Raw genomic sequence first — 21,455 nt, 5'->3', positions numbered from 1 at the left:
TGAACTCACAGTCCGGAAAAATTCGCCTGGTGATCATTTCTGTAGTTCCTTATCACCGCCGGTTTCGCGCATGAGCAGAATGCCGACGATGGCGATCAAGCTGGTGATAAGTACGTAGAGCGCTGGCGCCGCCGGGTTGTTGGTCACCTTGATCAGCCAGGTGATCACCAGTTGCGCGGTGCCGCCAAACAGCGCCACACCAAAGGCATAGGCAATCGACAGCCCGAGCGCGCGTACATGACCAGGGAACAGCTCCGGGATGGCCACCAGCGTTGGCGCGCCACCAATGCCCGTTAGCAATGCCAGCAGCGCAGTCGCCAGTGCCAGAGTGGCAACGCTGGTATGGTCGATGAGCAGCATATAAGCCGGATAGACCAGAACAAACAATGCCACGCGAGCCCAGAGCATCACAGGTTTGCGCCCATACAGATCTGACAGCCAGCCCCCCAGCAGCGCACCCGCCCAGGTCGCCACGCCGAATACGATGGTCGCCGACATGGCGATCGTCGCGGAGAGCTTGAGCGTGGTCACGGCATAAGTGGTCATGTAGATCGCCGCATAGGTCGAGATCGTCACACCCAGGATCACCATGAGCGCCAGCATGATCGGGCGCAGATGGTGCCGGATATCGGCCAGCGGGCTCTTGATGGGTCCGCTATGCGTGGGATGCTCGAGGCTCTCAGGCATGTGGCGGCGCAGAAAGAAAGCAATGGGGATCAATGCCAGACCGAGCAAAAAAGGGATACGCCAACCCCACGCCAGCATCTGCTCCTTGCTTAGCGCCAGCGTGAGCACAATGCCGACGACGCCAGCCGCCAGCGACGCTATGCCCTGGCTGGCAAGCTGCCAGCTGCCATACAGGCCACGCCGGCCCGGGGGGGCGATCTCGATCAGATACGTCGTAGACGGCCCGACCTCGCCGCCCAGGGCCAGCCCCTGCACCAGCCGACAGGCAATGACGATGATGGGTGCCGCCAATCCGATGCTTGCGTACGAGGGTGTGAGCGCCATGCCGATCGTGCCGATCGTGATGAGCGCAATGGTCAACAGCATGGCCGGCTTGCGTCCGACACGATCAGCAAAAGAGCCGATCAGCAGCCCGCCCAAAGGGCGCGTGATGAAGCCAACGCCAAAGACCGCTACCGACAGCATCACCGTGACCAGCGGCTCGTCAGCAGGAAAGAAGGTCTGGCCGATATACACCGCGAAGAACGCGTAGGTGGTGAAATCAAAGAACTCCAGCGCGTTGCCCGCCACTGTTGCAGCCACGACGCGGGGCTGCACCTTGCTCGTCGCGGCAGTTAAATTGTTCGATACGCCCTGGGATGTGGGCGGCAACGCGACGTCGCCCATACTGGAATTTTGAACGCCCATGAATTTGTCTCCGGATGATTGCTGCTGCCCTGGACGACAGCGTGCGAAATCATATGAATCATGATCAAATGCGTCTAATGCATAATTTATTCAGAATTCATTCAAAAAACTCATGCGACTAAGGAAATGAACCTGCGCCATCTGGAGTACCTGCTGGCTGTGGCGGACACCGGTTCGTTCAGCCGCGCCGCGGAGCGGTGCCACATCACCCAGTCCGCCCTGAGTCGCAGCATCCAGACCCTCGAAGACGACCTCGGAGCACGTCTGATCGACCGAATGGGCAAGCGCAACGAGTTGACGCCGTTCGGCCAGACCGTTGCAAGCCGGGCGCGCCGCATGGTGCTGGATGCCGTTGAGCTAAAACGCAGCGCACAGCTATTGCAAGAAGGCTACTTGGGGGTCATTCGCATTGGGCTCGGCGCGGGGCCGACTGCACTGCTGATGCAGCCTTTTCTGAGTTACATGGCTTGCATGCATCCAAGAGTGCAGGTCAGCCTCGAATCCGGCCCCCCGGAGTTGCAGACCAGGCGCTTGCGCGAACGTGGATTCGACGCACTGGTCGTGGATCTACGCAGCGTCACGCCAGCTGATGACCTGTTGATCGAAGATTTGGGCCAAATGCGCGGTGGTTTCATCTGTCGCGTGGGTCACCCCCTTGCCAAACTCAACACCCCCATTACATTTGCACACCTCCAACGCTATCCGTTAGCGTCGACTTCACTCAATCCGGAGTTGGCACGTCTTCTGATCACCCGCTATGGACCCGCAGCGGATCCCCAGGTCGCAGTGACCTTGCGTTGCAACGATGTCAACAGTTTGTTATACGCGGTACAAGGCAGTGACGCGGTGTTCCTCGGCCTCGTCAGGCCCGCGCGTGAAGCCATCGCTGCCGGTAGCTTGGTGGAGTTGCCCATCACTCCGGCGTTGAACGAGGGCGCACACTTTGCGTTCGTTACCCTGGCCGACCGTACTGAAGCGCCTGCCATGGGAATTTTTCGCCAGTTTGTAGCCGAGCATCTGCATGACTGAGAGCCCCTTGTGGGCCACGCTAAATCTTCCAAAAGCCTTGGTTCAAAGTCTTTTTGGAGTCGCACGAGTCCTTTGCTGTGTTGGGATGCAAGGCGCGGGGCGCAGCGTACAGCTCGGCTATCCACAAGCGCCGCAACGCCGCAGACCGCCCGGCAAGGCACTTGCCCGAAGGGTTGGGGTGAAATCGGGCCGATGAATTTGCAGTTGTGGCGCCCCCGATGCTTGCCCAAGCGGTCGCTCGCCAAAAATTGACAAGTAGTTGGAACGAGTCGGCTGCTGCAAACCGTCGTGTCACAGAAGCCGGCCACCAGAAACCCAGCTGCTGGACCATGGCCGACAGTGCTACATATCCAGGCGGGCAAACACATTCAACCGGGAATATCAGCCCCCAAGCCCCACAACTGCCCCACCCCCCGCGCCAGCTCCACCGCCATCGCCACCGCGTTTGTAGGGTGCGCCACGCAATCCGTGCTCCAGAACTCTCCCACCCCTGCTGCGTGCAGCGCGGCCAGCGCATCGGCGTCGATCAGCGCGTGTGTCACCGCGACGTCCACCGAGGCGGCGCCGGCCGCCAGCAGAAGGCGCGTCGCCTGGGCCAGGGTGTGGCCGGTGCTGGCCATGTCGTCGAGCAGCACCACCGCCCTGCCCTGCACGGCCACGGGCGGCAGGTGGATGGTGACGCTGCGGTCACCGTGGCGTTCCTTGGTGCAGACGGCATGCTGAAGGCCGTGGCGGGCGGCGGCCTGGGCCACCCATTGGGCGGATTCGCCGTCGGGGCCCACGAGCAGCGCGCCGGGGCGCTGCTGGACGATCCAGTCGGCCAGCAGGGGGGCGCCGCTCAGCACCACGGTCTGCGCGGCGGGCACGGCCTCTTCGAGCGTGGCGACGCGGTGCAGGTGCGGGTCCACGGTGACCACGGCGTCGAACAGGCTGGCCAGGAAGGGGCCGACGATGCGCTGGCTCACGGCTTCGCCAGGGTGGAAGGCAATGTCCTGGCGCATGTAGGCGAGGTACGGCGCCACCAACGTGAGGTGGCGCACACCCAGGCCGCGCGCGGTGCGGGCGGCCAGCAGCAGTTCGATGAGCTTGTCATTGGGTTGGTGCAGGCTGCGCAGCAGCACGGCGCGCGCGGGCAACTGGCCGGCGGCGTCCACGGGCAGGGTGAGCTTGAGTTCGCCGTCCGGGAAGCGATGGCGCTGGATTTCCAGCGCGTTCAAGCCGCTAGCTGCGGCGAGGCGTTCGGCTGCGGCGCGTTCATCGTCAAAGTACAGCAGGCAGGCAGCAGTGCTTTTGGCCATGCTCAGAACTCCACAAAGACATGCGGCACGTCTTCGGCCGCGCCGATGCGGTAGCCACTGGCGTGCGCGCAGGCCTGGCGGGCGAATTCGAGGTCGGCCGGGAAGTCGGCATGCACCCGGTACAAGGGCTGGCCGGGCTGCACGGTATCGCCCAGCTTGCTCAGCAGGTCCACGCCCGCGCCCTGCACCTTGGGCGCGCCCGCCAGGCGGGCGATACGGGCGATCTGCTGGTTGTCGATGCCCGCCACGACGCCCCCGCCGGGGGCCTGCACCTCGAAGCTGAGCGCGCCCAGGCGGGGGTTGTTGTGGTCGAAATCCTTGTCGCCCTGGGCCCGGATGATGGCCTGCATGCAGGCCAGCGCGCGGCCGGAGTCGAGGATGTCGCGCGCGATGCCGAAGCCGTCGCCGCCACGCACGTCGGGGTCGCACTCGATCAGGCGGCCCGCCAGGCGCAGGGCTTTCTGGCGCAGGTCGTTGGGGGCGCGGGGGTCGTTTTCGAGCACGCGCATCACGTCGCGTGCCTCCAGCACCGGGCCGATGCCGTTGCCGATGGGCTGGCGCCCGTCGGTGATGACCACGTCGAGCGACAGCCCCAGGCGGTGCGCCACATATTCAAACAGGCGGCGCAGGCGCTGCGCCTCGGGCATGGAGCGCACCTTGGCCGTGGCGCCGATGGGGATGTCGAGCACGAGGTGGGTGGAGCCGGCGGCGATCTTCTTCGACAGGATGGACGCCACCATCTGCCCCGGCGAGTCGATGGAGAGCGGCCGCTCCACCGAGATCAGCACGTCGTCGGCCGGCGAGAGCTGGGCCGTGCCACCCCAGGCCAGGCACCCCCGGTGGTCGCGCACGATGCGCTGGAGCTGCTCCAGCGGCAGCTCCACGTTGGCCAGCACCTCCATGGTGTCGGCGGTGCCGGCGGGCGAGGTGATGGCGCGCGACGAGGTCTTGGGGCACAGCATGCCGTGCGCCGCGACGATGGGCACCACCAGCATGGAGGTGCGGTTGCCCGGAATGCCGCCGATGCAGTGCTTGTCCACCACCAGCGGCTCGTGCCAGTCCAGCCGCTGGCCGGTCTGGACCATGGCGTCGGACAGGAAGAACACCTCCTCGCGGTCGAGTTCGTCGCGGTTGCACGCCACGACGAAGGCGGTGAGTTCGATCTTGGAATAGCGGTGGTCGGCGATGTCGCGCACGATGGCGCGGAAATCGTCGCGCCCCAGACGCTCGCCCGCGATCTTGCGGAACAGCGCGCCCATGGACTCGGGCGGCTCGGCCTGCGCCACGGCCACGCTGTAGCCATTGTCCACGCCCAGTTGGGCGAAGGCGTCTTCCGACAGGCCCAGCTCGTGGCAGCCGACGATGGCCGGGTCGTCCACCACGTTCACCGTGGCCAGGATGCGCCGCCCGTTGGCGCGCACCTCGACCTTGGACAGCGCCTGAAAGCCCTCGGCGCGGTACACAGCGCAGTCGCGGTGCAGGTAGGCCACGTTCTCGCGCCAGGTGTCGATGGCCACGCGGCGCAAGGCCAGGCGGGAGACCGGGGCGCCGTTGCCGGCCGGCGCGGGGGCGGGCGGAGTGGATGTCGGGTCTGCTTGCATGCCCCTAGCCTACACCGGAATCCCGGCCTTTCGGGCACCTGCTTCCGGCGCGCGTCACCGGGGGCGCAGACGCAGCAGGCGGCCGTCGGGGCTGTCGGTCAGCAGGTAGAGCCAGCCGTCCGGCCCCTGACGCACATCGCGGATGCGCTCGCCCAGGTCTTCGAGCAGGCGCTCCTCGCGCACCACCTTGCCATCCTGCAGCTCCAGCCGGTGCAGGCGGCCGAATTTGAGCGACCCCACGAACAGGCTGTCGCGCCAATCCGGGCCGTAGCGCTCGCTGGTCAGGAAGGCCATGCCCGAGGGCGCGATGGAGGGCACCCAGTAATGCAAGGGCGGCTCCATGCCCGGCTTGGCCGTGCCCTCGCCGATCTTGCCGCCGCCGTAGTTCTCGCCATGGGTGACGGCGGGCCAGCCGTAGTTGCGGCCCGGCTCGGGGCGGTTGATCTCGTCGCCGCCCTGCGGGCCGTGCTCGTGCACCCACAGGCGCCCGTCCGGCCCCCAGGTGGCGCCCTGCGGGTTGCGGTGGCCCCAGCTCCAGATCTCGGGCAGCGCGCCGGGGCGGCCGCGCAAGGGGTTGTCGGCCGGCATGCCGCCGTCGGGCTGGATGCGCACGACCTTGCCGTGGTGGTTGTCGAGCTTCTGGGCGTCGTCCTTGCGGTGGTAGCGCTCGCCCAGCGCCAGGAACAGGTGGCCATCGGGCGCCTGCACGATGCGGCAGCCGAAATGCAGGTTGCTCGCCACCTTGGGCTGCTGGCTGAAGATCACTTTCACGTCCTGCAGCGCGCTGGCATCCGGCGACAGGGTGGCCCGCGCCAGCGCCGTGCTGTTGCCGCCGCCCTCGCCAGCGGGCTCGGAAAAGCAGAAATAGAGGCGGCGGTTGTGCGTGAACCCGGCATCCAGCACCAGATCGAGCAGGCCGCCCTGCCCGCCCGCCGCCACGGCGGGCAGCCCGCGCACGGGCGGCTGCACCCGTCCGTCGGCCGCCACCACGCGCAAGCGGCCGGGCCGTTCGGTCACGAGAAAGCGCCCGTCGGGCAGGAAGGCCACCGCCCAGGGGTGTTGCAGGCCGCCCGCCACGGGCTCGGCCACCACCCGCGAGGCCTGCGCGGCAAGGCCCGGACCGGCCAGACCGCAGATTGCTATTATTTGAATAGCTGGAAGCGCTTTACCAATAAGCGCCACAATGCATTTTCGCCATATTTTCATGGGCACCTTTCCAGCGTTTCGCATGGTGCGGCGCGCGCCACACCAGAGGGGAAATACGGATACCAATCAACGGCTTGCGGGGTTTTTGGGGCTTGACCGGTCAAAGTCTCGTGGTAACCTCGCGCCCCATGTCCAAGTGGTTATACATTCTGCTGCTGGTCTGTGCCAGCGCACAGGCGGCCCCCGGCGCCGCCCCGTCGGAGGACATGGACCGTTTCCTGCACGACAAGGGGCTGCTCGGCCAGCTCGCGGAAATGCGCCACAGCGTCACCGACCAGGCCCAGCAGGTGGTGGGCCGCACCTCCGACCTCGTCGTCACCGCCATGGGTTTCCTCGGCGTGCCCTACCGCCGTGGCGGCAGCAACGCCGAAACCGGCTTCGACTGCAGCGGCTTCGTGCGCTCCATGTATGAGCAGACCGTGGGCCTGCTGCTGCCGCGCCGCGCCGACCAGCAGGCCGCCAGCACGCAGGTCATCGACAAGAAGGACCTGCAGCCGGGCGACCTGGTGTTCTTCAACACCATGCGCCGCGCCTTCAGCCATGTCGGCATCTATGTGGGCGACGGCAAGTTCATCCACTCGCCCCGCAGCGGCTCCGAGGTGCGCGTGGAAGACATGCGCCAGGCCTATTGGCAGCGCCGCTTCGACGGTGCGCGCCGCGTCAGCCCCACGGCCGCTGCCCAGGCCGAAACCGTTCCGCAGTAAGCCGGCCATCCGGCCCGCCGTCAGGGCCGGGTGACCGTGATCGTTTCGGTGGCCCGGATCGGGCCGCCCATCTCGTTCACCGGCCGCGCCTGCGGGTCTTCCAGCATTCGCTTCGCCGCGCGCATGTCCTCCTGGTAGCGCGCCCGGGCCTCGGCCTCGCAGGCCTGGCGCCCGGCCGGGAGCGCGCGGCATTCGGCCAGGCCGATCTTCAGCCCGCCGCCCGCCTCGCGGATGGCGCTGCGGTAGCGCTGCTGGGGCGTGGTGTCCGGCACATCGGCACGCGCCAGCTCCGCGTCATACGATTGCGCCAGGGCCGCGCCGGGCACGGCGCTGGCCAACAGCAGGGACAGGAAGATGATCGGGGGTGTCTTCTGGGTCATGGCGGTTTCCTCGTTCTGGCTCGGGCGACATTCCGCACCGAAAGAGAGAGGCCCATGGTAGGGGCGGGCGGCACGCTACCATGTCGGACAACGCCACCTGTCCACCCCAGCGCATGCCCACGGCCCCCCACCCTCCCGGCTCCGACCACGCTCCCGCGCACGACCATGCCTACCTTCAGCACCTGCTGTCGCGGCGCAACCAGGCCGCCGGCCGGGATGCCTCCATCGATGCGGCCATCGAGCGCGCCTTCGTGCGCGATGTGGCCATGCTGGTGCTGGACATGTGCGGCTTCTCGCGCATCACGGCGCGCCACGGCATCATCCATTTCCTGGCCATGGTGCACCAGATGGAACAGGCCGCCCGCCCGGCCATCGTGGGCAATGGCGGCGAGGTGATCAAGCAGGAGGCCGACAACCTGTTCGCCGTGTTCCTCCAGCCCGAGCAGGCGCTGCAGGCGGCGCTGGACATCCACCGCGCCCTGGACGCCATGAACGCCGTGCTGCCGCCCGAGGCCGCGCTCCAGGCCAGCGTGGGCATCGGCTACGGCCCGACGCTGGTGATCGCCGGCAAGGACCTGTTCGGCCACGAGATGAACCTGGCCTGCAAGCTGGGCGAGGACATCGCCGGGCCTGGCGAGACCCTGCTCACCGCCAGCGCCTGCGCGCTGCTGCCGGCCGGGCGCTATGTGTTCAGCGACCGGCCGTGCACCATTGGCGGCGCGCTCCTGCCCGCGCACCGCCTGGAAGCCTGCCTGTTCGAGCGGCCGCTGGGCGGCGTTGTCTGACATGTGCGCACCATGGATTCGCGGTAGATTGGCGCGGTCTGCAACCGCACCGGAGGTATTTCCATGATGTCTGTGATCGGCTCCCTGCTCATCGGCCTGGTGGTGGGCTTCATCGCCCGCGCCATCAAGCCCGGCGACGACAGCCTTGGCTGGATCATGACCGCCCTGCTCGGCGTGGCCGGCTCCTTCTTGGCCAGCTACGCGGGCCAGGCCCTGGGCTGGTACCAGGCGGGGGAGGCGGCTGGCTTCATCGCCTCGGTGCTGGGCGCGGTGGTGTTGCTGGTGGTCTACGGCCTTGTCAAGGGCAAGGCCTCGTGAGGACCGACGGGGTGCGGCCATGATGGGCCAGGTCCGCATGCGCAAGCCCCCCGCGCCACCGGCCACGCCCGCCGATGCGGCCCTGGAGGCGGCGGCGCGGCGCGCCCGCAAGCTGCTGCACAAGCGTGCCCTGGTGGCGGCGGCCGCCAGCGTGGTGCCCGTGCCCGGCCTCGACTGGGCCGCGGACGCCGCCCTGCTCGCCCGGCTTCTGCCGCAGATCAACGCCGAGTTCGGCCTCACGCCCGAGCAGATCGACCGGCTCGATCCCACGCAGCGCGAGCAGGTGCAGAAGGCCGTGGCCCTGGTGGGCTCGGTGCTCATCGGCAAGCTCATCACGCGCGACGCGGTGCTCAAGCTCACCAGCGCCGTGGGCCTGCGCATGACCACCAAGCAGGCCGCCAAATACGTGCCGCTGGCGGGCCAGGCGATCTCGGCCACGCTGGGCTATGCCACGCTGCGCTACCTGGGCGAGCGGCACATCCGCGACTGCATGCAGGTGGCGCAGACCGCCCAACTGAGCCTGCCCGCGCCGGATGCTACTAAAACCGTAGCTTGAGGCGCTTGCTGGAAAAGTGCCAGGGTCTGATTTCACTCAAACCCTGGCACCCCCATGCTCAAGCCCAGGCGCACTCACAGGTGAAGTGGCGCAGGAACTTGGGCTGCTTGGTGATCTTCACGCCCCGGATGCTGGCGGCCTTTTCCTTCACCTCGGCGATCACCTCGGCGGCATAGTCGAAGTGGCTTTGCGTGTACATGCGGCGCGGGAAGGCCAGGCGCACCAGCTCCATGCTGTGGTAGGTCTCCACGCCCGAATCCAGGCGCTTGCCGAACATCACCGAGCCGATCTCCACGCCCCGGATGCCGCCTTCAAGGTACAGCGCATTGCACAGCGCCCAGGCGGGGTACTGCTCCACCGGCATGTTGGGCAGCACGGTCTTGGCGTCGATATAGACCGCGTGGCCGCCCGTGGGCTTGACGAAGCCCACACCGGCCGCCTCCAGGCGCTCGCCCAGGTATTCGGCGGTGCGCAGGCGGTAGCGCAGGTAGTCTTCCTCCATGCCCTCCTCCAGGCCCACGGCCAGCGCTTCGAGGTCGCGCCCGGCCATGCCGCCGTAGGTGGGGAAGCCTTCCATCATGATCAGGCCGTTGCGCACCGCGTCCAGCCATTCCTCGCTGCGCAGCACGATGAAGCCGCCGATGTTGACCATGCCGTCCTTCTTGGCGCTCATGGTGGCGCCGTCGGCGTAGGAGAACATTTCCTTGACGATGTCGCGGATAGAGGTGTTCTCATAGCCCGGCTCGCGCATCTTGATGAACATGGCGTTCTCGGAGAAGCGGCACACGTCCATGATGAAGGGCTTGCCGTACTTCTTCAGCAAGGCGGCGTAGGCGCGGATGTTGGCCATCGACACCGGCTGGCCGCCGCCGGTGTTGTTGGTCACGGTGATCATGCCGAAGGGGATGCGGTGGCCCTGCTCCTTGAGCACGGCCTCGACGCGCGCCAGGTCAATGTTGCCCTTGAAGGGGTAGTCCAGCGCGGGCTGCAGGCCCTCGGGGATCACCAGGTCCACGGCCTCCACGCCCATGTATTCGAGGTTGCCGCGCGTGGTGTCGAAATGGCAGTTGTTGGGCACCAGGTCGCCCGCCTTGCAGGTGGCGCCGAACAGCACCTTCTCGGCCGCGCGGCCCTGGTGCGTGGGCACGAAATACTGCATGCCGGTGATGTCCTGGATGACTTTTTCCAGGCGGTAGAAGCTGCGCGCGCCGGCATAGCTCTCGTCGCCTTCCATGATGGCGCCCCACTGCTTGGACGACATGGCGCCGGTGCCGGAATCGGTGAGCCAGTCGATCAGCACGTCTTCGGCGCGCAGCTTGAAGACGTTGAGCTTGGCCTCTTCGAGCAGGCGCTCGCGCTCGGCACGGGTGGTCATGCGGATGGGTTCCACACTTTTGATGCGGAAGGGTTCGATCAGGGTTTTGGGCATGTGCGCTCCTGGGTTGTCTTGGTCAGGGGCGCAAAGTTATCACCGCGAAAAAACCCATGGTGTCGGTTATTTCCAACGCCCATGAAAAAATCCGGGCCCCGCCAGCACGCTGGCCAGGGCCCGGAATATTTGGCTTAAAACCGGCTCTAGCGCCCGCCAATAAAGCGCTATTAGCTATCCTAAATATAGCACCAAGACCACTGGCAATCGCACCAGTCAGGCCAGCGGTTGGGCCTGCGCCTGGCCGGTGAGGCGCTGCGCCAGCCCCTGCGCGAGCCGGTTGACGATGCCGTAGATCGACAGTTGCGGGTTCGCGCCCACGCTGGTGGGAAACAGCGAACCGTCGTGCACCGAGAGGTTCTCGACCTGCCAGTGCACCCCGTCGGGCCGCACCACGCCCTGCTTGTCGTCGCCGCCCAGGCCGCAGCCGCCCATCACGTGCGCGCTGACCACCTTGGCCAGCAACGGCTTCATCGGCAACTGTTCGATGGCGGCCTTGGCCCGCGCCCACGAATCCACGGGCCGGCCCATTTCGTGCACCGGCAGCACCTGGCGCGCCCCGGCGGCGAACTGCAGCTCGGCCATGGCCAGCAGCGCGCGGCGGCCGCCCTCCATCACGAAATCGGTCAGCGGGTAGTCGAGAACGGCCGATCCGTCGCCGCGCAGCTTCACGCGCCCGCCGGGCGACTGCGCGTGGAAGCCATCGCGCAGCAGGGCCAGCAGCACATGCGTGCGCGGAAACTGCGCCAGCATGTCGGCCTGCACCTGCCCATGGCCCGGCATGCTGGTGGCCATGATCACCGGGTGCAGCGGCGGCGCCTCCAGCTTGAAGCCCATGGGGCCGTCGATGGGCTGGGTTTCGAGGTAGTGGTCGGTGTAGATGGACTGTGGCGCGCCGGCCCAGCCCTCCACCGCCTGCTCCATCACCGCCGCCGACATCACCACCGGGTGCAGGAAGGTGCGCGTGCCCAGGCGCTGGTGCGGGTCGGGCGCCTTGGAGCGCAGCAGCACGGCCGGCGAGTTGATGGCGCCGCCCGCCAGCACGAAATGCCTGGCCACGATGGTCGTGGGCCGGCCCGCGTCGCGCGCCACGCCGTTGCCGTCCACGGCCACGCAGCGCAGCGACTGCGCCTTGCCGTCCGCGAAGGTGAACTGCTCGGCCCGCGTCTCCACCAGCAGCGTGGCGCCCTTGTCGAGCGCTACGGGAAGGGTCGTCACCAGCATGGACTGCTTGGCATTGGTGGGGCAGCCCATGCCGCAGGAGCCCAGGTTCCAGCAGCCCTTGACGTTGCGCCGGATCGACTCCACGGGGATGCCGAGCCGCTGCGCACCCTGGCGCAGCAGATCGTTGTTGGCGTTCGGCGCCACCTGCCAGGGCGAGACATGGAGCCTGCGCTCGGCCTGCTCGAAATACGGCGCCAGGGCCTCCACGCCGAAGTCCTGCAGCCCGAAATGCGCCTGCCAATGGCGCAGCGTGGGCGGCGGCGTGCGGAAGGAGCTGGTCCAGTTCACCGTGGTGGAGCCGCCCACGCAGCGCCCTTGCAGGATGGAAATGGCCTTGTCCTCGGTCTTGCGGCTGGCGCTCTCCTGGTAGAGCGAGGGATAGGCCTCGGCTTCGCGCTGGCGGAAATCGGCGCTGCTCTTGAGCGGCCCCTCCTCCACGATGACCACGCTCAGCCCGGCGCGCGTGAGCAGCTCGGCGGTGATGCCCGCCCCCGCGCCCGAGCCGACGATGGCCACATCACAGGTGATTTTCTCGGGCAGCGCGCCGTGGGCGCCGCCCAGCACTTTCCAGCCGCGCTGCAGGCCCGCACGGATGGGATCGGGGAAATTGCTCATGGAAATGTGTGCGTGATGGGTTTCAGAGGACCAGCGGGCCGGGATAGCCCAGCGTTTTCCAGGTGGACTCATCGGAAAAATACGCTCCGCCGACGATCTCGTGCAGCGCGTGGTAGGCCTGCTGGCGCACCGCCAGCGTGGAATAGCGCATGCCGTCGAGCGCGGCCCGCACCTCGTCACCGCTGGCATCCGGCCAGTCGCTCGCCAGCCCGGCCAGCGCGAGCCGCCCTGGGGCGGTGCACAGCAGGCCCACGAGCTGCGACAGCTCGGCCTGCACATGCGCGGGCAGGTTCAACGCGACCGCATCGACACGCTCCACCAGCCCCTGCAGCGCGCGCGCCTGGGCCTCCGTCTCCGTGGGCAGCGTGCCTTGCAGGATGGCGCGGCCCAGGCTGGCGAACAGAGCGCGGGCGGCGGGCGTCAGCCGCCCCTGGTCCAACCCAGGGCGCAGCAGCACGGCGGCACCACCCGCCAGGGCCAGCACGGCGCCCGACACCAGGCCCAGCTTCAAGAGGGATCGTCTTTGCATCTTTTGACTATCGCACGCGCTTGCGGCGGCCCCCTAGAGGCCCGCGCCTAGAACGGCTCGGGGTTTGCACGCATGCCGCAAGCCGCTTTCAGGGCAGCCGCCTGGCCTGCGGGAGACGGATCACAAACGCCATCCTGGACGCCAACCACCGCCAAAACACGCCAACTACGGCGAAAACGCACAAAAGAAGAGCCACACCCGGAGCCAGCGATCTTTTGCCAGAATGGCGGCATGAACACCTCCGCCCCCCGCTACTGGCTGATGAAGTCCGAGCCCAGCGAATGCTCCATCGACGACGCCCTGGCCGCGCCCCACGCCACCGTGCCCTGGACCGGCGTGCGCAACTACCAGGCCCGCAACTTCATGCGCGACGCCATGCAGGTGGGTGACGGCGTGCTGTTCTACCACTCCAGCTGCCCGGAGCCGGGCATCGTGGGTATCGCCCGCGTCGCCTCGGGCACGCGCCCCGACCCCACGCAGTTCGACCCCGCCTCGCCCTATTTCGACCCGAAATCCAGCCCCGGGCAGCCGCGCTGGCTGTTGCTGGACATCCAGGCGCTGCGCAAGACCCGGCTGATCGGCCTGGCCGAGTTGCGCGAGCACGCGGAGCTGGCCGGGATGCGGGTGCTGCAACGGGGGAACCGGCTGTCGATCACGCCGGTGGAGGAGCCAGAGTGGCGGGCGATCGGGGAACTGGCGCAGCAGTGATGACGATGCATTGAACAACTGCCGTCGGCCCACCGCAGGCGCGCGCCACCGATCTCACTGGCGGGTGAAGACCACGTGTGTGGCCAGCGGCGATGCCACATGCTGCGTGCAGGCGTAGCCCAGGGCGGGCAGGTCGACCCCTTCGAACAAGCGCTCCCCCGAGCCCAGCAGGACGGGGGCGATAGCGATGTGCATTTCATCCACCAGGCGCTCGCGCAGGTACTGCTGTATGGTGTGGACGCCGCCGCCCAGGCGAACATCCTTGCCCGCGGCTGCGGCCCGGGCCTGCGCCAACGCGCTGGCAATGCCATCGGTCACGAAGTGGAAGGTTGTTCCACCCTCCATCACCAGCGGCGCGCGAGCGTGGTGGGTGAGCACGAAAACGGGCACGTGGTACACCGGGTTCTCGCCCCACCAGCCCCGCCAGCTCTCGTCCGGCCAGGGGCCGCGCACCGGCCCGAACATGTTCCGGCCCAGGATCCAGGCCCCGACATTCCGAAAGCCCCGGGCGGCGAAGTCTTCATCGACCCCCTGCGTCGCCCCGCCCTCGCCACCGAACACCGCCTTCTGGAACGTGCGCGTGGCAAAGGCCCAGCCGTGGAGCGAGGTGCCGCCCACTCCCAGCGGGTTGTCGATGCCCTGGTGCGGACCAGCACCGAAACCGTCCAGTGAAATCGTGAAGCTCTCGACGCGAAGCTTGGACATGGTGTCTCCTGGCTGCCAATAGCAGTGGGGATTGCTGCGATCCCTGGCCCACTGTATCCGGCCAGGCCTGCGAAACACAACCGGCGGCGCGTACCCCCTCCGGCAAGCGTTTCTCGCGGCGCCACCAGCGCCGCCGACGCGCATATTTCGGCATGTTCACGCACAGGGGCGCCCTGCCCTGTGGTGGCCCTGCGCCGGCCGTCAAGGGCTGCGCTGCTTGATGAGAGAAAAACGCCTCTCTGCCCAAAGAATGCCGCGCCCTGCTCAACGGCGAACCGGGCCTGCCTTCGCCAGTTCTTTCACGGCAGCCGCTATCTCCCCTTCCTTGTAGCCAGAAAATCGGCGATAGCCAACATATGTCAACGGATACCCGGCTCCTTGGAGTGCCCTGTAGAGCAGTTCATTCGACTGCGATTGCTCCACATCGATTTCTTCAAAAGGAATTTGATTTGCAGCAAAGTACTCACGCTGCATTTTGCAGTATGGGCACCAATTTGTCGCATACATCACCACTTTGGCGCGGCCACCGGAATTGAAATGGTTATCCATGGCCATGTTTTCCATGCGGCTCAACACCTCCTTGCCGTAGGTCTCCGCCAGAACCGAGGTGATTTGCATGAGGTCATCCCCACGAATCTCATGCTTGCCCACAAGAGTGGTTGGATAAATATCGATGCCGTACTTGTTCGATACCGGGGCACCGTCTTTTCCAGCCACGTTGATTTCCTCGAACACCGCCCCACGGTCCCTCAGGGTCGCCCTGACCCTTTCACAGGGTTCGCCACAGTTCGGACCAATAAACAAGACAACCAGCGGCTTGCCTTGCTTGTCGAATGCGCCTTTCGCGGAAGAAAGGGAGAACCCATTTTGATAGAACTTGAATCCAGCAAAAACAAGCAAGGCGAGCAGTATTATTTTCTTCATATTGACGTGTCTATTGAGGTTGCTGGCGGCACTATAACGGCAACCCCTTGGAATACCCTGCACGAATCACCGGCGCCGTGCGCATCCACGGTCTCATGGCGGTCCATGCCGTTGTAAATGCTCGCAATAGCTTCGGCTACTGCTGCGCTTTACGCCTTGCGACCCATCCCGATCCGCAGCGCGCACTTTCCGCTCGATTCCCCTTGAAAGGCCGGCCTCCCGTCCAATTCAGCACCTCAAGACAACGCGTTTCCACTGCGCCGTAAATGCGCCACCAGCGCCGCCGCAAAACCCGACAGTACCGCCCCCTTGCGCACGCAGATCTGCAGGTCGCGCTGCGCCCAGGACTCATCCATGGCGACGAGCACCGGCGGCTCGCCCAGGCCCGCCAGGGTGACGGCGCTGCGCGGCACCAGGCCGATGCCCACGCCGGCGCCCACCATGCGGCAGACCGCCTCGAAGCTGCGCACCTGGATGCGCACGTCGAGGTGGCGGCCCAGGGCGGCAGCCGCGTTCATGGTGAAGGTGTGGATGGCCGAGCCCGCATGCAGCATGACGAAGGCGTGGTCCAGCACCTCGGCAAAGCCCACCCGGGCGCGCGTGGCCAGGGGGTGGCCCGTGGGCACGATGAGCACCAGCAGGTCCTGCCGGTAGGGGGTCAGCTCCACGCCAGCGGTATTGCCGCTGTCGGCCAGCACGCCCACCTCGATCTCGCCACCCGCCACGGCAAGGACGATCTCGGCGCTGGTGCGCTCTTCCAGGCTCACGCTGACCTGGGGGTGTTGCTTGAGGAAGCCGGCCAGGTCGTCGGGCAGGAAGGAATGGGTGGCGTGGGTGTTGGCCCACAGGCTGACATGGCCACGGATGCCGGTGGCGAACGGCGAGAGATTGGCGTGCATCTGCTCGATGCTGGCCAAGACTTCGCGGGCATTGCGCAGCAGCGCCTCGCCAGCGCGCGTGAGCGCCACGCCACGGGCCTCGCGCTCGAACAGCGTGGTGTTCAGGCTCTCCTCCAGGCGGCGCAGCCGGTGGCTGGCCGACGACGGCGCCAGGCAGGCGCGGGCCGCGCCGCGCGTGAGGTTGCGTTCCTCGGCGATGGCCACGAACAGGCGCAGATCGGTCAGGTCATAGCCCATGGCGGCATCCTTCATCGTTCGGTATTTACGAACGCTGGCATGTGGAATGGGCAATTGTGCCAGCCGGTAGGCACTGCCACCATGTAGCAATCTTTTAGAGCGCAATGAAATGCCTGCATATCGTTCGCTCTATCCGCATGCCTAGCCAATACCACCCATGCCCTGGAAACACTGGTCTTCCGAACGCCTCGGGTTCGCCCTCGCCATCCTGGCCGCCCTGGGGTTCTCCTTCAAGGCCATTTTCGTGAAGCTGGCCTACGCGGTGCCGCAAACCGTGCCGTTGGACTCCGTCACGCTGCTCACACTGCGCATGGCCTTCTCGTTGCCCTTCTTTGCCTGGGTGGGACTGCGCTCGGGCCAGGGCCTGGCCCCGCTCAGCCGGCGCGACTGGCTGCTGCTGAGCGCGCTGGGCCTGCTGGGGTACTACGGCGCGAGCATTCTCGACTTCATCGGCCTGCGCTACATCACCGCAGCGCTGGAGCGGCTGATTCTGTTCACTTACCCCACGCTCACCCTCCTGATCGGCGTGCTCTTTCTAGGCCAGACGGCGTCGCGACGCGAATTGGGGGCGCTGGCACTGTCCTATGCCGGCATCGGCCTGGCCTTCGCGCACGACCTGCAAGTGGCCGGCGACATGCAGACGGTGCTGGTTGGTGCAGCCTTCGTGTTCGGCTCCTCGGTGTCGTATGCCTTCTACCAGGCCGGCAGCGAGCCCGCCATCCGGCGGCTGGGCGCGGCGCGCTTCACCGCGCTGGCCATGCTGATCTCGACAGCGGCGACGCTGCTCCACTTTGTGGCCACCCAGCCGGTGCACGCCCTGGCCCAGCCGGCGCCGGTCTACCTGCACGCCATGGGCATGGCGCTGTTCGCCACCGTGCTGCCGGTATTCATGACCTCGGGCGCCATCCGCCGCATCGGCGCATCGCGCACCGCGCTGATCGGCACCATCGGCCCGGTGCTGACGATCTTCCTGGGCGCGTGGCTGCTGGGCGAGCGGCTGTCGCTGCCGCAGTTGGCGGGCGCCGGGCTGGTGCTCGCGGGCGTGTTGCTCATCTCCCGGGGCAGCCAGCCCCGGTCGCAGGTGCCGGCGAGCACCGTCGCGGCGCTGAAATGACACTGGCCGCGCAGCCCTTGAGGACTGCGCGGCCAGTATGCAGTGCGTGGGGCGTCAGGCGCCGGGCGCGCCGCCGGTGCTGGCGGGCGCCTGGGGCTCACCATCGTCCGGCATGCCCCAGGTTTCCCAGTCGTCGCCAAACAGCTCCGCCGGGTGCTGCGTCCGGTCCGAACCGTTGCCGCAGCGCATGTCCTTGGCGGGGCAGTACAGGTCGCAGCCCCAGCACACCCGCTCGGGGTGGGCGGGGGCCTTGGGGAACTTCTTGACTGCCATGGCTGTGCCCGGTGCCGGTGGCGTTGCTCCGGCTTACTTGCGTGCCGGGGGCACGTCGGTGCAGGAGCCGTGCGCCACTTCCGCCGCCATGCCGATGCTCTCGCCCAGCGTGGGGTGCGGGTGGATGGTCTTGCCAATGTCCACGGCGTCTGCACCCATTTCGATGGCCAGGGCGATCTCGCCGATCATGTCGCCAGCATGGGTGCCGACGATGCCGCCGCCGAGGATCTTGCCGTGGCCATGGGCCTCCGGCGAATCGTCGAACAGCAGCTTGGTGACGCCTTCGTCGCGGCCGTTGGCAATGGCGCGGCCGGAGGCCGCCCAGGGGAACAGGCCCTTCTTGACCTTGATGCCCTGGGCCTTGGCCTGGTCCTCGGTCAGGCCCACCCAGGCCACTTCGGGGTCGGTGTAGGCCACGCTGGGGATCACGCGGGCGTTGAAAGCGGCGCTGGCCAATTCCTTATTGCCCTGCAGTTCACCGGCGATGACTTCCGCCGCCACATGCGCCTCGTGCACCGCCTTGTGCGCCAGCATGGGCTGGCCCACGATGTCGCCGATGGCGAAGATGTGCGGCACGTTGGTGCGCATCTGGATGTCGACGTTGATGAAGCCCCGGTCCGTGACGGCCACGCCGGCCTTGTCGGCGGCAATCTTCTTGCCGTTGGGCGTGCGGCCCACGGCCTGCAGCACCAGGTCGTAGGTTTGCGGCGCGGGGGCGGTGCCGCCCTCTTCCGCTGCAGCGAACGTCACCTCGATGCCTTCGGGCGTGGCCTTGGCCCCCACCGTCTTGGTCTTGAGCATGATGTTGTCGAAGCGCTTGGCGTTCATCTTCTGCCAGATCTTGACCAGGTCGCGGTCGGCGCCCTGCATCAGGCCGTCCATCATCTCGACCACGTCCAGGCGCGCGCCCAGCGTGCTGTACACCGTACCCATCTCCAGGCCGATGATGCCGCCGCCGAGGATCAGCATGCGCTTGGGGACTTCCTTGAGTGCCAGGGCGCCGGTGGAGTCGACCACGCGCGGATCGTCGGGCATGAAGGGCAGGCGCACAGCCTGCGAGCCGGCGGCAATGATGGCTTTTTGGAAGGCGATAACCTTCTTGGTGCCGGTCTTCTCCTGGCCGGTACCGGTGGTTTCTTCCACTTCGAGGTGGTTCGCACCCACAAAGGCGCCGTAGCCGCGCACGGTGGTCACCTTGCGCATCTTGGCCATCTGGGCCAGCCCGCCGGTGAGCTTGCCGATGACCTTTTCCTTGTGGCCGCGCAGCTTGTCCACGTTGACGGTGGGCGCGCCGAAGTCCACGCCCAGGTCGGCCATGTGGCTGACCTCATCCATCACGGCGGCCACGTGCAGCAGCGCCTTGGACGGGATGCAGCCCACGTTCAGGCAGACGCCGCCGAGGGTGGCGTAGCGTTCGACCAGCACCACCTTCAGGCCCAGGTCGGCCGCGCGGAAGGCGGCGCTGTAGCCGCCGGGGCCGCCGCCGAGCACGAGCACGTCGCACTCCAGGTCGGCGCTGCCGGCAAAGCTGGCCGCTTCTGTTTTAGGAGCTGCTGGCGCTTGTGCTGCGGGCGCTGGAGCCGGTTTTGGCTCCGAAACCGCAGGCGCGGGCGCCGGGGTGGCGGCCTGCGCCACTTCCAGCGTGAGCAGCACGCTGCCCTCGGCGATCTTGTCGCCGAGCTTCACGCGCACCTCGCGCACCACGCCGGCGTGGCTGGAGGGGATTTCCATCGAGGCCTTGTCGGACTCGACGGTGACGAGGCTCTGCTCGGCCTTGATGGTGTCGCCGGGCTTCACCATCACCTCGATGACGGCCACCTCGGCGAAGTCGCCGATGTCGGGCACCTTGATATCGATCGTTGCCATGTGCGTTGCCCTCTCGTTACAGCGCGATGCGGCGGAAGTCCGCCAGCAGCGAGGCAAAGTACACGTTGAAGCGCGCGGCGGCGGCGCCGTCGATCACGCGGTGGTCCCAGCTCAGGCTCAGCGGCAGGATCAGGCGCGGGGCGAACTGCTGGCCGTCCCACTTCGGCTCGATGCTGCTCTTGCACACGCCCATGATGGCCACTTCGGGCGCGTTGATGATGGGAGTGAAGTAGCGCCCGCCGATGCCGCCGAGCGATGAAATGGAGAAGCAGCCGCCCTGCATGTCGGCCGGGGCCAGCTTGCCCTCGCGCGCCTTGCCGGCCAGCTCGCTCATCTCCTTGCTGATCTGCACGATGCCCTTCTGGTCGGCGTCCTTGATGACGGGCACCACGAGGCCGTTGGGGGTGTCGGCGGCAAAACCGATGTGGAAGTAGTTCTTCAGCACCAGTTGCTCGCCGTCGAGCGAGGCATTGAACTCTGGGAACTTCTTGAGCGCGGCCACGGCGGCCTTGATCATGAAGGCCAGCATGGTGACCTTGACGCCGCTCTTCTCGTTTTCCTTGTTCAGCTGCACGCGGAAGGCTTCGAGGTCGGTGATGTCGGCGTCGTCGTGGTTGGTGACGTGCGGGATCACCACCCAGTTGCGGTGCAGGTTGGCGCCGCTGATCTTCTTGATGCGCGAGAGGTCCTTGCGCTCCACGGGGCCGAACTTGGCGAAATCGACCTTGGGCCAGGGCAGCAGGTTCAGGCCCTCGCCCGAGCCACCACCACTGCTGGCGGGCGCCTTGGCCGCCGCCGCGCGCGTCTGGGCGGCGCCGGTCATCACGGCCTTGGTGAAGTTCTGCACGTCGTCCTGGGTGATGCGGCCCTTGGGGCCGCTGCCCTTGACCTCGTCGAGCGGCACGCCGAGCGCGCGGGCGAACTTGCGCACCGAGGGGCTGGCGTGCGGCAGGCCGGCCGTGGGCGTGCCAGGCTGGTGCGCGGGCACTGCCACAGCGACCGAAGCTGCCGCCGCAGGGGCGCTGGCCGGGGCTGCGGGCGCGGGCGCCGAGGCGGGGACTGCGGGGGTTGCAGTCGCGGCCGGTGCGGCCACGGCGGCGCCGGACAGCAGGGCCACGAGGTCGCCGATGTTGACCTTGTCGCCCACCATGACCTTGAGTTCCTGCACCACGCCGGCGGCGGGCGACGGGATTTCCATCGACGCCTTGTCGGATTCGACGGTGAACAGCGACTGCTCGGGTTTGACCGTGTCGCCGGGCTTGACCAGCAGCTCGATCACGGCAACGTCCTTGAAGTCGCCGATGTCGGGCACGCGCACTTCCAGCGGGCCGCTGGCGGCGGTCGCCACGGGAACGGCAGCAGGCACTTCTGTTTTGATAGCTGCTGGCGCTTGTGCAGCGGGCGCTGGAGCCTGATTTGATGCAGATTCCGCCGCGCCGCCCGCCACTTCGAGCGTGAGCACCACGGAGCCCTGCTTGACCTTGTCGCCGACCTGCACGTGCAGGTCCTTCACCACGCCGGCGTGGCTCGACGGGATTTCCATCGACGCCTTGTCGGATTCCACGGTGATGAGCGATTGCTCGGCCTTGACCGTGTCGCCGGCTTTCACCAGCAGCTCGATCACGCCCACTTCGTCAAAGTCGCCGATGTCCGGGACCTGGATGTCTACCAATGCCATGTT

At 67.1% G+C, this 21,455-nt stretch carries 21 protein-coding genes; 7 read left to right on the top strand and 14 right to left on the bottom strand.

What is annotated here, in order from left to right; genetic code table 11:
- Positions 1-33: 33 nt before the first annotated feature.
- A complete protein-coding gene (locus D8S75_RS10110) occupies positions 34-1,374 on the bottom strand; it encodes an MFS transporter (RefSeq protein WP_042423661.1) in 1,341 nt (446 codons plus the stop codon).
- A 126-nt stretch (positions 1,375-1,500) separates the two neighbouring features.
- Between D8S75_RS10110 and D8S75_RS10105 the strand changes: the two genes are divergently transcribed.
- Positions 1,501-2,403: a LysR family transcriptional regulator gene (locus D8S75_RS10105; protein WP_042423659.1), complete on the top strand. Its 903-nt coding sequence runs from the start codon at positions 1,501-1,503 to the stop codon at positions 2,401-2,403.
- Between the two features lie 368 nt (positions 2,404-2,771).
- On the opposite strand, the gene D8S75_RS10100 is transcribed toward D8S75_RS10105, so the two are convergent.
- The 3 genes from D8S75_RS10100 to D8S75_RS10090 form a co-directional block, all read right to left on the bottom strand.
- Positions 2,772-3,701: a ribose-phosphate diphosphokinase gene (locus D8S75_RS10100; RefSeq protein WP_119966216.1), complete on the bottom strand. Its 930-nt coding sequence runs from the start codon at positions 3,699-3,701 to the stop codon at positions 2,772-2,774.
- Between the two features lie 2 nt (positions 3,702-3,703).
- Positions 3,704-5,233 (bottom strand): thymidine phosphorylase family protein, encoded by a 1,530-nt coding sequence (locus D8S75_RS10095; protein ID WP_119966401.1) that lies wholly within the window; start codon positions 5,231-5,233, stop codon positions 3,704-3,706.
- Positions 5,234-5,356: 123 nt separating this feature from the next.
- Entirely contained in the window at positions 5,357-6,391 is a 1,035-nt protein-coding gene (locus D8S75_RS10090; protein WP_370807566.1) for a PQQ-dependent sugar dehydrogenase, read from the bottom strand.
- A gap of 245 nt (positions 6,392-6,636) precedes the next feature.
- Between D8S75_RS10090 and D8S75_RS10085 the strand changes: the two genes are divergently transcribed.
- Complete coding sequence (locus D8S75_RS10085; RefSeq protein ID WP_119966214.1) at positions 6,637-7,212, top strand: C40 family peptidase; 576 nt, start codon at positions 6,637-6,639, stop codon at positions 7,210-7,212.
- Between the two features lie 20 nt (positions 7,213-7,232).
- Here D8S75_RS10085 and D8S75_RS10080 read toward each other — a convergent pair whose 3' ends face one another.
- The gene (locus tag D8S75_RS10080) at positions 7,233-7,592 is read right to left on the bottom strand and encodes a hypothetical protein (protein ID WP_119966213.1); all 360 of its coding nucleotides are present in this window, start codon (positions 7,590-7,592) and stop codon (positions 7,233-7,235) included.
- An 80-nt stretch (positions 7,593-7,672) separates the two neighbouring features.
- Here D8S75_RS10080 and D8S75_RS10075 point away from each other — a divergent pair, with 80 nt between their 5' ends.
- The 3 genes from D8S75_RS10075 to D8S75_RS10065 all read left to right on the top strand — a co-directional run bounded on the left by D8S75_RS10075 (position 7,673) and on the right by D8S75_RS10065 (position 9,251).
- Entirely contained in the window at positions 7,673-8,377 is a 705-nt protein-coding gene (locus D8S75_RS10075; RefSeq protein ID WP_232829005.1) for an adenylate/guanylate cyclase domain-containing protein, read from the top strand.
- 63 nt (positions 8,378-8,440) lie between these two features.
- Positions 8,441-8,695, top strand: a complete 255-nt coding sequence (locus D8S75_RS10070) for a GlsB/YeaQ/YmgE family stress response membrane protein (protein WP_119966212.1) — start codon at positions 8,441-8,443, stop codon at positions 8,693-8,695.
- A 19-nt stretch (positions 8,696-8,714) separates the two neighbouring features.
- Entirely contained in the window at positions 8,715-9,251 is a 537-nt protein-coding gene (locus D8S75_RS10065) for a hypothetical protein (RefSeq protein WP_232829004.1), read from the top strand.
- Positions 9,252-9,309: 58 nt separating this feature from the next.
- Here the strand turns inward: D8S75_RS10065 and D8S75_RS10060 are convergent, their stop codons facing one another.
- The 3 genes from D8S75_RS10060 to D8S75_RS10050 form a co-directional block, all read right to left on the bottom strand.
- Positions 9,310-10,680, bottom strand: a complete 1,371-nt coding sequence (locus D8S75_RS10060; RefSeq protein ID WP_119966211.1) for a tryptophanase — start codon at positions 10,678-10,680, stop codon at positions 9,310-9,312.
- A 216-nt stretch (positions 10,681-10,896) separates the two neighbouring features.
- Positions 10,897-12,519, bottom strand: a complete 1,623-nt coding sequence (locus tag D8S75_RS10055; RefSeq protein WP_119966210.1) for a GMC family oxidoreductase — start codon at positions 12,517-12,519, stop codon at positions 10,897-10,899.
- Positions 12,520-12,541: 22 nt separating this feature from the next.
- Entirely contained in the window at positions 12,542-13,048 is a 507-nt protein-coding gene (locus D8S75_RS10050) for a hypothetical protein (RefSeq protein WP_119966209.1), read from the bottom strand.
- 231 nt (positions 13,049-13,279) lie between these two features.
- Here D8S75_RS10050 and D8S75_RS10045 point away from each other — a divergent pair, with 231 nt between their 5' ends.
- Positions 13,280-13,756 (top strand): EVE domain-containing protein, encoded by a 477-nt coding sequence (locus D8S75_RS10045; RefSeq protein ID WP_119966208.1) that lies wholly within the window; start codon positions 13,280-13,282, stop codon positions 13,754-13,756.
- A 54-nt stretch (positions 13,757-13,810) separates the two neighbouring features.
- Here D8S75_RS10045 and D8S75_RS10040 read toward each other — a convergent pair whose 3' ends face one another.
- The 3 genes from D8S75_RS10040 to D8S75_RS10030 form a co-directional block, all read right to left on the bottom strand.
- Positions 13,811-14,461, bottom strand: coding sequence for a dihydrofolate reductase family protein (locus tag D8S75_RS10040; RefSeq protein ID WP_119966207.1), 651 nt, complete (start codon positions 14,459-14,461; stop codon positions 13,811-13,813).
- 264 nt (positions 14,462-14,725) lie between these two features.
- A complete protein-coding gene (locus D8S75_RS10035) occupies positions 14,726-15,385 on the bottom strand; it encodes a glutaredoxin family protein (RefSeq protein ID WP_119966206.1) in 660 nt (219 codons plus the stop codon).
- A 236-nt stretch (positions 15,386-15,621) separates the two neighbouring features.
- Positions 15,622-16,521: a LysR family transcriptional regulator gene (locus D8S75_RS10030; protein WP_119966398.1), complete on the bottom strand. Its 900-nt coding sequence runs from the start codon at positions 16,519-16,521 to the stop codon at positions 15,622-15,624.
- Positions 16,522-16,678: 157 nt separating this feature from the next.
- Between D8S75_RS10030 and D8S75_RS10025 the strand changes: the two genes are divergently transcribed.
- Positions 16,679-17,635 (top strand): DMT family transporter, encoded by a 957-nt coding sequence (locus tag D8S75_RS10025; RefSeq protein ID WP_119966205.1) that lies wholly within the window; start codon positions 16,679-16,681, stop codon positions 17,633-17,635.
- A 54-nt stretch (positions 17,636-17,689) separates the two neighbouring features.
- Here the strand turns inward: D8S75_RS10025 and D8S75_RS10020 are convergent, their stop codons facing one another.
- The 3 genes from D8S75_RS10020 to aceF are packed head-to-tail and all read right to left on the bottom strand — an operon-like array spanning position 17,690 to position 21,452.
- Positions 17,690-17,908 (bottom strand): DUF3079 domain-containing protein, encoded by a 219-nt coding sequence (locus tag D8S75_RS10020; RefSeq protein WP_119966204.1) that lies wholly within the window; start codon positions 17,906-17,908, stop codon positions 17,690-17,692.
- Between the two features lie 33 nt (positions 17,909-17,941).
- Complete coding sequence (gene lpdA, locus D8S75_RS10015; RefSeq protein WP_119966203.1) at positions 17,942-19,774, bottom strand: dihydrolipoyl dehydrogenase; 1,833 nt, start codon at positions 19,772-19,774, stop codon at positions 17,942-17,944.
- Positions 19,775-19,790: 16 nt separating this feature from the next.
- Positions 19,791-21,452 carry a dihydrolipoyllysine-residue acetyltransferase gene (gene aceF, locus D8S75_RS10010; RefSeq protein ID WP_119966202.1) on the bottom strand — a complete coding sequence of 554 codons (1,662 nt, stop codon included), beginning with the start codon at positions 21,450-21,452 and terminating at the stop codon, positions 19,791-19,793.
- Positions 21,453-21,455: the final 3 nt, after the last annotated feature.

The organism is Simplicispira lacusdiani (assembly GCF_003604195.1).
GTDB lineage: Bacteria > Pseudomonadota > Gammaproteobacteria > Burkholderiales > Burkholderiaceae_C > Simplicispira > Simplicispira lacusdiani.
The sequence above is the reverse complement of the archived record's forward strand: the minus strand, read 5'-3'. Positions and strand labels throughout refer to the sequence as shown.

What these genes read in the sequence shown, in the direction of transcription:
- D8S75_RS10110 (WP_042423661.1), bottom strand. Translation starts at nt 1,374, where the DNA reads ATGGGCGTTCAAAATTCCAGTATGGGCGACGTCGCGTTGCCGCCCACA.
- D8S75_RS10105 (WP_042423659.1), top strand. Translation starts at nt 1,501, where the DNA reads ATGAACCTGCGCCATCTGGAGTACCTGCTGGCTGTGGCGGACACCGGT.
- D8S75_RS10100 (WP_119966216.1), bottom strand. Translation starts at nt 3,701, where the DNA reads ATGGCCAAAAGCACTGCTGCCTGCCTGCTGTACTTTGACGATGAACGC.
- D8S75_RS10085 (WP_119966214.1), top strand. Translation starts at nt 6,637, where the DNA reads ATGTCCAAGTGGTTATACATTCTGCTGCTGGTCTGTGCCAGCGCACAG.
- D8S75_RS10080 (WP_119966213.1), bottom strand. Translation starts at nt 7,592, where the DNA reads ATGACCCAGAAGACACCCCCGATCATCTTCCTGTCCCTGCTGTTGGCC.
- D8S75_RS10075 (WP_232829005.1), top strand. Translation starts at nt 7,673, where the DNA reads ATGTCGGACAACGCCACCTGTCCACCCCAGCGCATGCCCACGGCCCCC.
- D8S75_RS10070 (WP_119966212.1), top strand. Translation starts at nt 8,441, where the DNA reads ATGATGTCTGTGATCGGCTCCCTGCTCATCGGCCTGGTGGTGGGCTTC.
- D8S75_RS10065 (WP_232829004.1), top strand. Translation starts at nt 8,715, where the DNA reads ATGATGGGCCAGGTCCGCATGCGCAAGCCCCCCGCGCCACCGGCCACG.
- D8S75_RS10060 (WP_119966211.1), bottom strand. Translation starts at nt 10,680, where the DNA reads ATGCCCAAAACCCTGATCGAACCCTTCCGCATCAAAAGTGTGGAACCC.
- D8S75_RS10055 (WP_119966210.1), bottom strand. Translation starts at nt 12,519, where the DNA reads ATGAGCAATTTCCCCGATCCCATCCGTGCGGGCCTGCAGCGCGGCTGG.
- D8S75_RS10050 (WP_119966209.1), bottom strand. Translation starts at nt 13,048, where the DNA reads ATGCAAAGACGATCCCTCTTGAAGCTGGGCCTGGTGTCGGGCGCCGTG.
- D8S75_RS10045 (WP_119966208.1), top strand. Translation starts at nt 13,280, where the DNA reads ATGAACACCTCCGCCCCCCGCTACTGGCTGATGAAGTCCGAGCCCAGC.
- D8S75_RS10040 (WP_119966207.1), bottom strand. Translation starts at nt 14,461, where the DNA reads ATGTCCAAGCTTCGCGTCGAGAGCTTCACGATTTCACTGGACGGTTTC.
- D8S75_RS10035 (WP_119966206.1), bottom strand. Translation starts at nt 15,385, where the DNA reads ATGAAGAAAATAATACTGCTCGCCTTGCTTGTTTTTGCTGGATTCAAG.
- D8S75_RS10030 (WP_119966398.1), bottom strand. Translation starts at nt 16,521, where the DNA reads ATGGGCTATGACCTGACCGATCTGCGCCTGTTCGTGGCCATCGCCGAG.
- D8S75_RS10025 (WP_119966205.1), top strand. Translation starts at nt 16,679, where the DNA reads ATGCCCTGGAAACACTGGTCTTCCGAACGCCTCGGGTTCGCCCTCGCC.
- D8S75_RS10020 (WP_119966204.1), bottom strand. Translation starts at nt 17,908, where the DNA reads ATGGCAGTCAAGAAGTTCCCCAAGGCCCCCGCCCACCCCGAGCGGGTG.
- lpdA (WP_119966203.1), bottom strand. Translation starts at nt 19,774, where the DNA reads ATGGCAACGATCGATATCAAGGTGCCCGACATCGGCGACTTCGCCGAG.
- aceF (WP_119966202.1), bottom strand. Translation starts at nt 21,452, where the DNA reads ATGGCATTGGTAGACATCCAGGTCCCGGACATCGGCGACTTTGACGAA.